Below are 12,976 nucleotides of genomic sequence, written 5' to 3'. Positions count from 1 at the left end.
TATGGCAAGAGAGTACAAAGACGTCGTCGTCGGTTTGGACATTGGCACTGCCAAGGTGATGGCCGTGGTCGCCGAGGTCATGCCCAATGGCGAGCTCAAGCTGGCAGGGCTGGGCGTGGCGCCGAGCAACGGCCTCAAGCGTGGCGTGGTGGTAAACATCGAAGCCACGGTCCAGAGCATCCAGCAGGCCCTCAAAGAGGCCGAGCTGATGGCCGACTGCAAGATCCAGCGTGTCTACACCGGCATCACCGGCAGCCACATCCGCGGCTTGAACCAGAGCGGCATGGTGGCCATCAAGGACAAGGAAGTCACGCCCACCGATGTGGCGCGTGTGATCGAAACCGCCAAGGCGGTGAGCATCTCCTCGGACCAGCGCCTGTTGCTGGTGGAGCCCCAGGAGTTCGTGATCGACGGCCAGGACGTCAAGGAACCCGTGGGCATGAGCGGCATCCGCCTGGAGGCCAAGGTGCACATCGTGACCGGCGCGCAAAGCGCGGCGGAAAACATCATCAAGTGCGTGCGTCGCTGTGGCCTGGAGGTGGAGCAGCTGCTGCTCAACCCGCTGGCGGCCAGCCAGGCCGTGCTGACCGACGATGAGCGCGACCTGGGCGTGGCCCTGGTCGACATCGGCGCCGGCACCACCGACGTCGCCATCTTCACCGGCGGTGCGATCCGCCATACCGCCGTGATTCCGATCGCCGGCGACCTGATCACCAGCGACATCGCCATGGCGCTGCGCACCCCCACCAAGGATGCCGAAGACATCAAGGTGGAAAGCGGCTATGCCAAGCAGATGCTGGCCGATCCCGACAGCCAGGTGGAAGTGCCTGGCCTGGGCGATCGCGGCCCCCGCATGATCAGCAAGCAGGCGCTGGCCGGTGTGATTGAACCCCGTGTGGAAGAAATCTTCTCTTTGGTACAGCAGGTCATCCGCGAGTCCGGCTATGAGGAAGTGTTGTCCTCCGGCATCGTGCTCACCGGTGGCAGTGCCGTGATGCCGGGCATGGTGGAGCTGGGCGAGGACATTTTCCTCAAGCCCGTGCGCCGCGGCGTGCCCAAGTATTCCAGTGCATTGGCCGACATGGTGGCGCAGCCGCGCTCCGCGACGGTGATGGGGCTGCTGGAAGAAGCGCGACAAGCAAGATTGCGCGGTTTCAAGGTGGCACAAAAGAGTGGGTCCATGAAGACCGCTTTTGGTCGATTTAAAGACTTCATTGTGGGAAACTTCTAACTATGTGCTCTCGACGTATGCGCATTACCGGGCCTCCCACGGATTTTCGATACCGACGACGAAGAGAAGCCCCCTATACAGCACCACTGAACCCATTTCAAAAATCTCCAGGAGCACCAACATGACCATCGAAATGATCGAAGCCGAAACATTCAATCAAGGCACGCAGATCAAGGTGATCGGTGTGGGCGGCGGCGGCAGCAACGCCGTTGAGCACATGATTGCTTGCAATGTGCAAGGCGTTGAATTCGTCAGCGCCAACACCGATGCGCAAGCATTGATCCGCAGCAACGCGCACCGCACCATCCAGTTGGGCTTGAGTGGCCTGGGTGCTGGCAGCAAGCCCGACAAGGGCCGTGAAGCCGCAGAAGCCGCCGTGGAAGACATCCGTGCTGCGATCGAAGGGGCGCACATGCTGTTCATCACGGCCGGCATGGGCGGCGGTACTGGCACCGGTGCTGCACCCGTGATCGCGCGCGTGGCCAAGGAGATGGGCATTCTGACCGTGGGCGTGGTGACCAAGCCGTTTGACTGGGAGGGCGGTCGCCGCATGCAGAACGCCGACGGCGGTCTGACCGAGCTGGAAGCCAATGTCGACTCGCTGATCGTGGTGCTGAACGAAAAGCTGCTGGAAGTGCTGGGCGATGACATCACCCAGGAAGAAGCCTTTGCGCAGGCCAACGACGTGCTCAAGAACGCCGTGGGTGGTATCGCCGAAATCATCAACGAGTACGGCCATGTGAACGTCGACTTCGAAGACGTGCGCACCGTGATGGGCGAGCCTGGCAAGGCCATGATGGGCACGGCCCGCGCTTCCGGTCCCGACCGTGCACGCATCGCGGCCGAGCAGGCCGTGGCCTGCCCGCTGCTGGAAGGCATTGACCTGTCCGGCGCCAAGGGTGTGTTGGTGCTGGTGACGGCCGCCAAAGGCAGCCTGAAGCTGGCCGAATCGCGCCTGGCCATGTCCACCATCAACGCCTACGCCTCGCCCGATGCGCACGTGATCTATGGCGCCGCCTACGACGACTCGCTGGGTGACGACATCCGCGTGACCGTGGTGGCCACCGGCCTGTCGCGTCCTGCGGCCCGCCGCCAGGCCATGTCCGTGGTCCAGGGTGGCCTGCGCACCGGCACGGACGGCGATTTCGCCTACGCCGGTGCTCCCACGGCCTCCATGGGCGGCGTGAGCATGGGCGCTGCCACAGCGCCTGCCATGGGTGGTGCCGCCAGCGTGGGCGGTGGCTATGCCGATGTGAGCGTGCCCAGCGTCTGGCGCACCAACCGTACCCAGGCCGCAGCCCGTGTGGATGCCTTGTCCTCGGGGGGCATGGACGATCTGGAAATCCCTGCCTTCCTGCGCAAGCAAGCAGACTGATCCGACAGCGAGCCAGCGCGGTCCCCAAACCGGGTTCTTGAACCCGGTTTTTTTATGCTTGTAACGTTGGCCAACACACCGAGGTCAACGGCAGGCGTCAATCGGCGTTATAGAAATTTCCATGTCCTTGGCGGGGCGGAAAAATGCCCTCCGCCGCTAAAATTGCCCCATGCTCCAGCAACGTACCATCAAGACCCTCACCCGTGCCGTCGGCATGGGGCTGCACAGCGGCCAGCGTGTCGAGATGACGTTGCGCCCTGCGCAGCCGGATACGGGCATCGTGTTCCGCCGGGTGGACCTGCCGGAGCCGGTCGACATTCCCATCACGGCCCAGGCGGTGGTGGACACGCGCATGGCCTCCACCATCGGGGTGGGCAGCGCCAAGGTGCACACCATCGAGCACCTGATGTCCGCCCTGTGCGGCCTGGGCATCGACAACCTGTACATCGACATCACGGCCGAGGAAGTGCCCATCCTGGATGGTTCCTCGTCCTCGTTCATGTTCCTGCTGCAAAGCGCGGGCATCGAACTGCAGAACGCCCCCAAGAAGTTCATCCGCATCAAGCAGACCGTGGAGGTGCGTGAAGGGGAAGGCAAAAACCTCAAATGGGCGCGCTTTGATCCCTACCACGGCTTCAAGCTGAAGTTCGATATCGATTTCTCGCACCCCGCCGTGGACTCCACCGGCCAGTCGTTCGAGTTCGACATGGGTGAAGGCAACTACATGCGCGACATTGCGCGCGCCCGCACTTTTGGCTTTACCAAAGACGTGGAAATGCTGCGCACCAACGGCTTGGCGCTGGGCGGTGGGCTGGACAACGCCATCGTCATGGACGACTACAAGGTGCTCAACAGCGACGGGCTGCGCTACGACGACGAGTTCGTCAAGCACAAGATCCTGGACGCGATCGGCGACCTGTACGTCATCGGCCATCCCATCCTGGGCGCCTACAGTGCCTTCCGCTCGGGCCATGGCATGAACAACCAGCTGATCCGTGCCGTGCTGGCCGATGCCGCCAACTGGGAATTCGTCACCTTCGACAACGAACGCAAGGCCCCCGCCGGATTTGCCCAGACCGCCCTGGCCTGGTAAGTCCCGCCCCGGGAATCACGGTATAAAGCAGCCATGCTGATTTTTCGCTGGCTGCTTTTTGCTTTGTTGATCACCTCGGCCCTGTGCTTTGTCTTCTACCTGGGCACGGGTCGGCCGCACTATCGCCGCTGGGGGCTGGTGATTCTGAAGTGGGCCGTGATCGCCGGGCTGGCCTTTTTTGCCGTGCTCGGTCTGTCGCGCTTCCTGCTGATCTGAGCGCATGGCTCCGTGCAGAGGTGTGCACTTGCTTGCATCTGTAAAGCCTGTGCAAAGCGGTGCGGGGCAGGGGCAAAGTTCCGTAAAGCTGGGCTGCATCGGCCTGGGCGGCCCGTTTTTTCTCGCATGATGGCGTCGTGGCAGCCGCTCCGGCTGCTTGCTTTCTGCCTCGGAAAGGACGCACCATGCAACTGCAACGTTTCACTGCTTCGATCGCCACCGCCGTGGCCCTGACCCTGGGGGTGAGCGCCGTGGCCCAGGCCCAGCCGCACGGCGGCCGCCACCATGACGCACCCTACGCTCAGCAGCACCGCCACAAGCCCGGGTCTTCTACCGGCTGGCACCGCGACCGCGGGCCCCATGGTCCGCAGGCGCACCCCGGCCACCGGCCACCGCCTCCCGGCCACCGCTACTACCGCGGCGCGGGCCCGCAGCACAACTGGGTCAAGGGCACGCGCCTGCCACCGCAGTACCGTGCCACGCGCTACGTGGTGCACGACTGGCGTGGCCACCGCCTGCACCAGCCGCCCCGCGGCTACCACTGGGTGCGCTACGGCGGTGACTACATGCTGGTGGCGATTGCGACCGGTGTGATCTCGCAGCTCATCATCCACAGCATGTATTGAGGGGCGCTTGGCGCTGGGACACACCGCTGCGCATCGGGCGTCCCACCGTGATGGCCCTTTGCCATGGCCTGCTGTGCCCAGCAGCGGGTCATGACCGATTGCATCAAAAGCAGAGCACTCTGCGCTGACGGGATAAGCGCTGCAGGCAGTTTTGGCGTGTAGCCGTTTGGCAGAGCCGGGCGACAGCGGTTCAGTAGGCGCGGCCGGCCTTGAGCATGGCGTGCTGCCGGCGCTGCAGGCCGGAGTCCTGGGCCAGCTTGTCCAGCATGGCGCCAGCGTGGGCATGGGTGATGGCCAGACCCAGGGCGTCGGCCGCATCGGTGCCGGGCAGGCCGGGCAGCTGCAGCATGCGCTTGACCATCTCCTGGATCTGCCCCTTGGCCGCCCGGCCGTGGCCGGTAATGGCCTTCTTCATCTGCAGCGCCGTGTACTCGGCCACGGGCAGGTCCCGGGTCACCAGGGCGGTCAGCGCCGCACCGCGCGCCTGGCCCAGCAGCAGGGTGGACTGCGGGTTCACGTTGACAAACACGATCTCGATGGCCGCCGTGTCGGGCTGGTAGCGCGCCACCACCTCGCTCACCCCCTCGAACAGGATCTTCAGGCGCCCCGGCAGATTGCCCAGCGCCACGCCTTCGGTGCGCGTGGTGCGGATGGTGCCGCTGGCCACATAGCGCAGCTGGTGGCCGTCGCGTTCGATCACGCCAAAGCCGGTGGTCTGCAGGCCGGGGTCAATGCCAAGGATTCGCATGGAAAGTGCTGGGAACAAGGGGGAGGGCGGCGCAGGCTGCGCCTGCCTGCGATTGTGCCGCATGCCCGCACGGCCGCCGTGGAACTGGCCCTGCCCTGGGTACACTGCGCCCCTTGTGTGTCCCTTGCCGTGTTTGTCGATGCCTGTGCCTGTCCTTCGCCGCCTGTTGCGTGTGTTGCTGCGCCTGCTGCTGGGCCTGGGGGCGGCCGTGCTGGTGCTGGTGGGCTGGCGCATCGTGGTGTTGGCCACGGCCTCCCCACCGCGCCATGCCTAGGTGGTGCAGCAGGTGTTCCGCGCGGCCCCCCTGCCGGTGTTCACCCCGCAGCATCTGCAACTGGTGCGCGCGCTGCGGGTGTGGTGTCTGCCGGTCGAATCCGGTGCGCCCGGGGTCGACCCCGGCCAGCCCCTGCGCGGTGAGACTCCTGCCGTGCAGCGCGCCCAGCAATTGCTGGCCACCGACGACGCCACCCTGGCCACGCAGCGGCTGGTCGAAGTGGCCCGCTGGGTGCGGCCGTTTGTGACCCAGGCCCGCCTAGCGCCGGGGCGCTATGCCGTGCCGGCCGACATGGCCGCCTGGCTGCCCGGTGTGCAGCACGGCCAGTTCCAGCTGCGGCCCGAGCACCTGGTCCTGCTGCGTGCGGCCATGTGGCGCGAGGTGGAGGGCGAGGCCTTGCAGGAATGGCTGGCCGAGAGCGCCGAGGCCGCGCCGCTGTGGCCCATGCCTGCCATCGACGGCAAGCGCCCGTATGGCGACCGGTCCTACTACACCATCGACATGGCCGAGATTCTGGGCCGGCCTTTTGCGGTGGATGGGCAGGGCCGGCCCATCCTGGACCCGGTTCGGGTGGCTGCCCTGACGGCACTGCACGAAGAAACGCTGACTGCGCTGCAGGTGCTGTTGCTGTATGGCGAGATGGGCGGCTGAGCGCCGTTGGCCGCCCTGATGCCGGTGGGTGGCCGCGTGGTGGTGCTGGCGGGCAGCGGTGGCCGGCGGTTGGACGAGGGCGTGCTTGTGGCGCAGCGCTAGGGCAGCGGCGTGGCCGCCATGCGGCGCAGGATGGCGCTGGTGCGCGACTGCAGGTAGCGCGATTGCGGGTTCTGCTCGTAATAGCGGGGGCGCGGCAGCATCACGGCCAGGCGGGCACTTTCGGCCGCGCTGAGCTGCTGGGCGCTCTTGCGGAAGTAGTGGCGCGCGGCGGCTTCGGCGCCAAAAATGCCCTGGCCCCATTCCACGTTGTTCAGGTAGATCTCCAGGATGCGTTCCTTGCTCAGGAACAGCTCCAGCGCATGCGCCAGCACCAGCTCCTGGCCCTTGCGCAAGAAGCTGCGCTCGCCCGACAGCAGCAGGTTCTTGGCCAGTTGCTGGGTGATGGTGGAGCCGCCGTAGATCGGCACCGGCTTGGCGCGCAGGCGCTGGCTGCGCTGGGCACGCTCCAGCGCTTGCTGGTTGCGCTCCCAGGCGCGTTCGATGGCGTCCCACTGCACGCCGTCGTGGTCGACAAAGCCATCGTCCTCGGCGGTCAGCACGGCGCGCTTGAGGTGGGGCGAGATGCGCGGGTAATCCACCCACTGCTGCTGCCAGTGGCGCTGCTGGGCCGACTGCTGCCAGATGCGCCACATCTCCGAGCGCTGGAAGCTGGTGGACTGCGGGTCCCACCAGGCGGCCAGCGCAATCCGGGCGATGAAGAACAGCTGCAGCGCCAGGGCTGCGCACAGCAGCACGGCCAGCCAGCGGCCCAGCGCCTTCATGCCGCGGCTTCGCGCGCGAGGACGTTGCGCAGCTCGTCCAGCACCTGGGCCGAAGGCGGGCGCACGCCGCGCCACAGCGCAAACGATTCGGCGGCCTGCTCCACCAGCATGCCCAGGCCGTCGCGTGCGAGTGCACCGTGGCTGCTGGCCCAATTCAGAAAATTCTGAGCGGCGGGGCCGTACATCATGTCGTAGGCCAGACTGCGTGCATGCAGCACGCTGGCGGGCGCGGGCACATCATCCCCGGCCAAGCTGCTGGCTGTGGCATTGATGATGATGTCGAAATTTTGGGTCAAATCGGTCTCAAGCACTTGTCTTTCAAGTGCTACCAGCTCTACTTTATGTAGTGTGGCAATGGCCGCGTGCTGCTGGACCAGCGTTTGGGCTTTGGCATGCGTGCGGTTGACCACGACGAGGCGGCGGGGCTTTTGCTCCAGCAGCGGGCCCAGTACCCCAGCGGCCGCGCCGCCCGCGCCCAGCAGCAGCACATCACGCCCGGTGATGGGGATGCCGGCATTGCGCGTGATGTCGGCCACCAGGCCCAGGCCGTCGGTGTTGTCGGCGTGGATGTGGCCATCGGCCGCGATCACCAGGGTGTTGGCGGCGCCGGCCAGGGCCACGCGCGGGCTGTGGCTGTGCGCGGCCTGGGCGGCGTCCAGCTTGAAGGGCACGGTGATGTTGCAGCCCCGTCCGCCGGCTTGGATGAAGGCCTGCAGGTCGGCGGCAAAGCCCTCCAGGGGCGCCAGGCGGCGCTCATAGCGCAGGGCCTGGCCGGTCAGCTGGGCAAAGCGCGTGTGGATCCAGGGCGAGCGGCTGTGCGCCACGGGGTGGCCCACAACGCAGTACACATCGGTGGTGGTCATTCAGTGCAACGGCAAAAAAACGGACAGGGGGTGGACGGGCGCGCGGGCACCGTCAGCGGACATTGGTTTCCAGCGTCTGCTCGCGCGTGAACTTGAAGCGCGAGACCACGGCAATCTGGTCGGCCTTGGCGCGCATGGCCGGGCCGAAGTGGCCGAACGGCCCCGCGGCGCGCGCAATCGCCTGGGCCCGGGTGTCCAGCTGCGGGATGCCCGAGCCCTGCACGATCTCGGTGTCCAGCACGCGGCCGTCGTGGTTCACGGTCAGCACCATGACCAGCTCGCCATACAGCTTCTTGCCCTTGTGTTCGGGGAAGTTCTCCGTGCCCTTGTCTTCCACCTTGCGGCGCAGGCCGTCGTAGTAGACGGCATACACCTCCTCGCGCGTGGCGGGGCTGATGTAGCGTTTCTTGGGGCGGGCGTTCTCTTCGTTGATGCGCTTTTCGATCTCTGCCAGCAGCTTGATCAGCTGCTTGCGCTTTTGCTCCTGCTGCTCGCGGTCCTGCTGCTGGGACTGCTCGCGCGGGTCGAACTGCGGCATCGACGACAGCTGCTTGCGCAGCTGGGTCAGCATCACGGCCTGCTGCTCCTGCATGGCGTCCAGCTTCTTCTGGCGCTCCTCGAAGTCGTCGCCGATGGCGGTCAGGGCCGAGTAGGGCAGCGGGCTGGTGGCCCGGCCCCGGGCAGCATCGCCGCCGCCGGCCAGGGCCGCCTGGGCGATGGCCTGGGCCTTTTCCGGCCGCTCCTGCGTCTGCGCGTTCACCAGGATCACTTCCAGCGGCGTGTCCTGGAACACCCGGTTGAACTGCTCGGGGGCGACAAAGCGCACCGTCAGCAGGGCTGCGTGAATGGCGATCGACACCCCCAGCGTCAGGCTGAGGGTGGACATGGAGCGGAGCGCGGCGGGCAGTTTCACGGGTTGGAATTATCGGCGCTGGGGCTGTCGGACTCGTTGACGTCCACCGCAATTGCGATGGGGCCGGCCACGTCCTCTTCGTCGTCGGCGCTGTCGTCCAGGGGCGCATCATCGCTGGGATCTTGCGGGTCGTCCAGTCGCTCGGTCACGGTGCCGTGGATGTCCAGGGTGATCTCGTCGATCTCGCCCAGCTTCACGCGCACGCGGGCGCCGCGCGGCAGGGCCTGGGCGCCGGCCACACTGATGACCAGCGGCAGGCTGTCGGCACGCACCAGCACGCCGTTGGGGCCGTTGTCCTTGATCACGGCGCCGTCCAGCTCGGTGATGGCGTTCTGCTCCAGGTACTTCAGCGTCCAGAAGCGCTCCATGCTGGCCTGGTAGCCGTTGTAGGCGCTGTAGGCACCATCGAAGCTGCTGATGATGCCGAACAGCTCGGCATCCTTGGGCTTGAACGGCGCGGCCAGGGCTGCCGTGGCGCCGTGGCGGGCGCAGGCAATGATCTGCCACTGGTTGACCAGATCGGTGTAGCGGCGCAGCGGCGAGGTGGCCCAGGAATAGGCTTTCACGCCGATGCCGGCGTGCGGCAGGGCCTTGGTGGACATGCGCACCTTGACGCCCGGGGCCAGGCTGGCCTGGCTGCGGTAGATGCCGGGCACGCCGTATTCGGCCAGCATCAGGCCCCAGGTGCTGTTGGCCACGATGGCGGCCTCGGCCACGATCAGGTCCAGCGGCGCGCCGCGCTTGCGTACGGTGATGCTGACGGTTTCGTGGCCCTGGGGTTCGTTGTCGCCGTTGCCGTCCAGGCGAAAGGTGTAGTCGGGGCGCGAGAAGTTTTCGGGCTTGCCGCGCACCTGTTCGCGGCCGGCCTTCAGGTGCTGGGCCAGGCGGTGCAGGAACGATAGCTCTTCGCGCTTGTCAAGCAAGGGCTGGGGCGTGTTTTCGACCTGAATGCTGGGGTCTTGCAGCCAGGCTTCGGTGACGATGTGGTCCAGCTTGTCGTGGCGGAAGTTGACCGCCACGGGCACGCGTTCCAGCTTGGTGACCTTGTCCTTGACCTCCAGCGTGGCCTCGTCATAGGTCACGTACAGCGACACGGCGGGGTTGGCGCGGCCTTCGTCCAGGGTGTATATCTGCACCACCTCGTCGGGCAGCATGGTGATCTTGTAGCCGGGCATGTAGACGGTGGACAGGCGGGCGCGGCCCAGCTTGTCTAGGTCGGAGCCGGGCGTGATCGCCAGGCCGGGCGCGGCAATGTGGATGCCCACGGTGACGGTGCCGGTGCCCAGGCCTTGCACGGACAGGGCATCGTCGATTTCCGTGGTCATGGAGTCGTCGATGGAATAGGCCTGCACCGTGGCCAGTGGCAGGTCGGCCGGGGGCTGGGGGGCGGTGACGGCGGGGAAGGCCGTGCCCTTGGGGAAGTTCTCGAACAGGAAACGCTTCCAATGGAACTGGTAGGCCGAGTCGATGGCGCCGGCGTTCTGCAGCAGCTCCAGCGGGGCTTTCTGCGCGCTGCGGCTGGCCTCGACCACGGCCTTGTACTCGGGCGCGTTCTTGTCGGGCTTGAACAGGATCTTGTACAGCTGCTCGCGGATGGCGGGCGGGCAGGTGCCGGCGACCAGCTCCTGCGCCCAGGCGTCGATCTGCGCCTGCAGCTGCTTTTTCTTTTCGATGGCGGCCAGGGCCTGCTGCAGGATTTCGGCCGGCGCCTTCTTGAAGCGGCCCTTGCCGGCGCGGCGGAAGTAGTGCGGCGCGCCGTACAGCGCAAACAGCATGCCTGCCTGTTCGCTCAGCGGGGCGGACTCGGAGAAATAGTCGCGCGCAATGTCGGCAAAGCCGAACTCTTCTTCGGGGGCGAATTCCCAGGCCAGGTCCAGCTCGACGCTGGCGGCGATGGCCTCGGCCTTGGCCATCAGCTCGGCGGGCTCGGGTTTTTCGAACTTGAGCAGGACGTTGGCGGCCTTGACCTTGACGCGCTTGCCAGAGGCCAGCTCGATTTGGGAGGAGGCATCGGCCTCGGACAGGATACGGCCGGCCAAAAACTTACCGGCATCTTCAAACAATGCGTGCATGCCGCGATTGTCCCACGCCGCGAATTTCCCCCGGAGGGCGCTTGCCCGCGGCGGCAGTGCCAGCGGCAAGCTATCCAAAGAAAAGTGGGTTGCGCACGTGCAACGGTCGTTTCAAAGCATTTTCAGCCTGAAGTGCTTGTGCAACGTGCGCCATCCGCTATGTTTTTGGCTTCAGGCCAGGTCCAGGAAGTCCAGGATGCGCGAGAGGTGGCTGTCAAAGTCGCTGAGGGCGTGGTCGCCGCCTTCCAGGATGAGCTGCTCTGCCTCGGGGTAGCGCGCCACCATCTGGCGCCAGTCCAGCACCTCGTCGCCCTTGGCAAACACGCCCAGTTGCGGGGCGGTGGCGGCCTGTTCGTGCAGTGCCAGGTCGCGCAGCTCCTGGATGTACTCGGGGCGGAAGAAAAAGGCTTCCTCGGGGTGGTGCCAACTGGTCTGCTGGCCGATGTACTGCTCCAGCGAGTGGTCCGGCCAGACCGCGGGGTTGAGCAGCACGGCCTTGCAGTGCTTGTGGTGCGCCACCCAGGTGGCGTAGTAGCCACCCAGGGAGGAGCCGATCACCGCCATGCGCTCGCCGGGCCAGTCGCGCACCTGTGTCATCACCAGCTCCATCGCGGCGCGCGGCGAGGGCGGCAGCTGCGGGCAGTACCAGCTCACCTGCGGGTGCCGGCGCTGCACGTACTCGGCCATGGTGCGGGCCTTGGTGGACTGGGGCGAGGAGCGAAAGCCGTGCAGGTACAGCAGGTGGGTGGTGGGCATGGGCAGGTGTCTGTGGATGGGCGGGTGCTGCGCCGCTGGTGAGCGTCCACACGTTCCAGGGGCAAAGCGGGCAGCAGATAATGGTGGACTATGGCCGCCGAATTTGACAAGCCCAACATTCTCCAACGCATCTTGCCGCTGTTTCGTGGCTTTGATCCGCTTTTGCTGCTGATCATCGCCGGCATGGCGTCCCTGGGCCTGCTGGCCATGTATTCGGCCGGCTACGACCATGGCACGCGCTTTGCCGATCATGGGCGCAACATGCTGCTGGCGGCGGCCATCCTGTTTGTGGTGGCCCAGATCCCCCCGCACAAGCTGATGGCCGTGGCCGTGCCCTTGTACACCCTGGGGGTGGTGCTGCTGGTGGCGGTGTTGCTGTTCGGCATCACGCGCAAGGGGGCGCAGCGCTGGGTGAACGTGGGCGTGGTGATCCAGCCCTCCGAGATTCTGAAGATCGCCGGCCCGCTGATGCTGGCCTGGTGGTTCCACCAGCGGGAGGGCGTGCTGCGGGCCATCGACTTCGTGGTTGCCTTTGTGCTGCTGATGGTGCCTGTGGCCCTGATCATGAAGCAGCCGGACCTGGGTACGGCCCTGCTGGTGATGGCGGCGGGCCTGTCGGTGATCTTTTTTGCCGGCCTGCCGTGGAAGCTGGTGGTGCCGCCCGTGGTGCTAGGGGCCGTGGGCATCGCCTGGCTGATCTGGAACGAGCCCTGGCTGTGCCAGGACGGCATGAGCTGGTACTTTCTGCACGACTACCAGCGCACGCGGGTGTGCACCCTGCTGGACCCGATGCGCGACCCGCTGGGCCGGGGCTTCCACATCATCCAGGGCATGATTGCCATCGGCTCTGGTGGCGTCTGGGGCAAGGGCTTCATGGCCGGCACGCAGACCCACCTGGAATTCATCCCCGAACGCACCACCGACTTCATCTTCGCGGCGTTCTCCGAGGAGTTCGGCCTGATCGGCAACCTGTGCCTGCTGCTGGGCTTTTTGCTGCTGGTTTGGCGTGGCCTGGCCATCGCCGTCAAGGCGCAGAACCTGTTCGGCCGCCTGATGGCTTCGGCCGTGGCGATGATCTTCTTCACCTACGCCTTCGTGAACATGGGCATGGTCAGCGGCATCCTGCCCGTGGTGGGCGTGCCCCTTCCGTTCATCAGCTACGGCGGCACGGCCATGGTGACCCTGGGGCTGGCCCTGGGGGTGCTGATGTCGGTCGCCCGCGCGCAGCGGCTGTCCATGGCGGAGCCCAAACACAGCCTGTAGCCAACAGGCAACACTTCATCGCTCCAAGCCCACAGAGCCACCAGCAGCCCATGGCTGCTGGACAGCGACCG

At 66.1% G+C, this 12,976-nt stretch carries 14 protein-coding genes; 8 read left to right on the top strand and 6 right to left on the bottom strand.

Translation table 11 applies throughout. From position 1 onward, the window contains the following. Position 1: 1 nt before the first annotated feature. The 5 genes from ftsA (at position 2) to FYM52_RS08880 (ending at position 4,541) form a co-directional block, all read left to right on the top strand. Positions 2 to 1,231, top strand: coding sequence for a cell division protein FtsA (gene ftsA / locus FYM52_RS08900; RefSeq protein ID WP_042411421.1), 1,230 nt, complete (start codon positions 2 to 4; stop codon positions 1,229 to 1,231). 121 nt (positions 1,232 to 1,352) lie between these two features. Beyond that, complete coding sequence (ftsZ, locus tag FYM52_RS08895) at positions 1,353 to 2,606, top strand: cell division protein FtsZ (RefSeq protein WP_154163816.1); 1,254 nt, start codon at positions 1,353 to 1,355, stop codon at positions 2,604 to 2,606. Between the two features lie 169 nt (positions 2,607 to 2,775). Continuing rightward, the gene (gene lpxC / locus FYM52_RS08890) at positions 2,776 to 3,699 is read left to right on the top strand and encodes a UDP-3-O-acyl-N-acetylglucosamine deacetylase (protein WP_042411414.1); all 924 of its coding nucleotides are present in this window, start codon (positions 2,776 to 2,778) and stop codon (positions 3,697 to 3,699) included. 33 nt (positions 3,700 to 3,732) lie between these two features. Beyond that, entirely contained in the window at positions 3,733 to 3,915 is a 183-nt protein-coding gene (locus FYM52_RS08885) for a hypothetical protein (RefSeq protein WP_042411411.1), read from the top strand. Between the two features lie 185 nt (positions 3,916 to 4,100). Next, positions 4,101 to 4,541 (top strand): RcnB family protein, encoded by a 441-nt coding sequence (locus tag FYM52_RS08880; protein WP_154163815.1) that lies wholly within the window; start codon positions 4,101 to 4,103, stop codon positions 4,539 to 4,541. Between the two features lie 190 nt (positions 4,542 to 4,731). On the opposite strand, the gene ruvC is transcribed toward FYM52_RS08880, so the two are convergent. Continuing rightward, complete coding sequence (ruvC, locus tag FYM52_RS08875) at positions 4,732 to 5,289, bottom strand: crossover junction endodeoxyribonuclease RuvC (RefSeq protein ID WP_043378941.1); 558 nt, start codon at positions 5,287 to 5,289, stop codon at positions 4,732 to 4,734. Between the two features lie 145 nt (positions 5,290 to 5,434). Here ruvC and FYM52_RS19050 point away from each other — a divergent pair, with 145 nt between their 5' ends. Both FYM52_RS19050 and FYM52_RS08870 read left to right on the top strand, forming a co-directional pair. Then, complete coding sequence (locus tag FYM52_RS19050; RefSeq protein ID WP_255446785.1) at positions 5,435 to 5,563, top strand: hypothetical protein; 129 nt, start codon at positions 5,435 to 5,437, stop codon at positions 5,561 to 5,563. 3 nt (positions 5,564 to 5,566) lie between these two features. Next, complete coding sequence (locus FYM52_RS08870) at positions 5,567 to 6,214, top strand: hypothetical protein (RefSeq protein WP_154163814.1); 648 nt, start codon at positions 5,567 to 5,569, stop codon at positions 6,212 to 6,214. 98 nt (positions 6,215 to 6,312) lie between these two features. Here the strand turns inward: FYM52_RS08870 and mtgA are convergent, their stop codons facing one another. The 5 genes from mtgA to FYM52_RS08845 form a co-directional block, all read right to left on the bottom strand. Further along, the gene (mtgA, locus tag FYM52_RS08865; protein ID WP_043378946.1) at positions 6,313 to 7,038 is read right to left on the bottom strand and encodes a monofunctional biosynthetic peptidoglycan transglycosylase; all 726 of its coding nucleotides are present in this window, start codon (positions 7,036 to 7,038) and stop codon (positions 6,313 to 6,315) included. Beyond that, on the bottom strand, positions 7,035 to 7,901 hold the full coding sequence (gene aroE, locus FYM52_RS08860; protein ID WP_154163813.1) for a shikimate dehydrogenase: 867 nt from the start codon (positions 7,899 to 7,901) through the stop codon (positions 7,035 to 7,037). Before aroE ends, mtgA begins: the two co-directional genes overlap by 4 nt. A gap of 52 nt (positions 7,902 to 7,953) precedes the next feature. Beyond that, the gene (locus tag FYM52_RS08855) at positions 7,954 to 8,814 is read right to left on the bottom strand and encodes an energy transducer TonB (RefSeq protein ID WP_162524682.1); all 861 of its coding nucleotides are present in this window, start codon (positions 8,812 to 8,814) and stop codon (positions 7,954 to 7,956) included. Beyond that, complete coding sequence (locus FYM52_RS08850) at positions 8,811 to 10,886, bottom strand: ribonuclease catalytic domain-containing protein (protein ID WP_154163811.1); 2,076 nt, start codon at positions 10,884 to 10,886, stop codon at positions 8,811 to 8,813. Before FYM52_RS08850 ends, FYM52_RS08855 begins: the two co-directional genes overlap by 4 nt. A gap of 171 nt (positions 10,887 to 11,057) precedes the next feature. Continuing rightward, positions 11,058 to 11,642 (bottom strand): YqiA/YcfP family alpha/beta fold hydrolase, encoded by a 585-nt coding sequence (locus FYM52_RS08845; RefSeq protein ID WP_154163810.1) that lies wholly within the window; start codon positions 11,640 to 11,642, stop codon positions 11,058 to 11,060. A gap of 90 nt (positions 11,643 to 11,732) precedes the next feature. Between FYM52_RS08845 and rodA the strand changes: the two genes are divergently transcribed. Beyond that, complete coding sequence (gene rodA / locus FYM52_RS08840; RefSeq protein ID WP_154163809.1) at positions 11,733 to 12,905, top strand: rod shape-determining protein RodA; 1,173 nt, start codon at positions 11,733 to 11,735, stop codon at positions 12,903 to 12,905. The last annotated feature ends 71 nt before the right edge of the window (positions 12,906 to 12,976 follow it).

It is taken from the genome of Comamonas sp. CAH-2, assembly GCF_009668305.1.
In the GTDB taxonomy this organism is placed as follows: domain Bacteria; phylum Pseudomonadota; class Gammaproteobacteria; order Burkholderiales; family Burkholderiaceae_C; genus Comamonas; species Comamonas aquatica.
Note: the sequence above shows the minus strand (reverse complement) of the source record. Positions and strands in the feature narration are given on the sequence as shown.

Excerpts from the sequence above, each read along its gene's own strand:
- ftsA (WP_042411421.1), top strand. The coding sequence starts at position 2 with ATGGCAAGAGAGTACAAAGACGTCGTCGTCGGTTTGGACATTGGCACT.
- FYM52_RS08880 (WP_154163815.1), top strand. The coding sequence starts at position 4,101 with ATGCAACTGCAACGTTTCACTGCTTCGATCGCCACCGCCGTGGCCCTG.
- mtgA (WP_043378946.1), bottom strand. The coding sequence starts at position 7,038 with ATGAAGGCGCTGGGCCGCTGGCTGGCCGTGCTGCTGTGCGCAGCCCTG.
- ruvC (WP_043378941.1), bottom strand. The coding sequence starts at position 5,289 with ATGCGAATCCTTGGCATTGACCCCGGCCTGCAGACCACCGGCTTTGGC.
- lpxC (WP_042411414.1), top strand. The coding sequence starts at position 2,776 with ATGCTCCAGCAACGTACCATCAAGACCCTCACCCGTGCCGTCGGCATG.
- aroE (WP_154163813.1), bottom strand. The coding sequence starts at position 7,901 with ATGACCACCACCGATGTGTACTGCGTTGTGGGCCACCCCGTGGCGCAC.
- rodA (WP_154163809.1), top strand. The coding sequence starts at position 11,733 with ATGGCCGCCGAATTTGACAAGCCCAACATTCTCCAACGCATCTTGCCG.
- FYM52_RS08850 (WP_154163811.1), bottom strand. The coding sequence starts at position 10,886 with ATGCACGCATTGTTTGAAGATGCCGGTAAGTTTTTGGCCGGCCGTATC.
- FYM52_RS08885 (WP_042411411.1), top strand. The coding sequence starts at position 3,733 with ATGCTGATTTTTCGCTGGCTGCTTTTTGCTTTGTTGATCACCTCGGCC.
- FYM52_RS08845 (WP_154163810.1), bottom strand. The coding sequence starts at position 11,642 with ATGCCCACCACCCACCTGCTGTACCTGCACGGCTTTCGCTCCTCGCCC.
- ftsZ (WP_154163816.1), top strand. The coding sequence starts at position 1,353 with ATGACCATCGAAATGATCGAAGCCGAAACATTCAATCAAGGCACGCAG.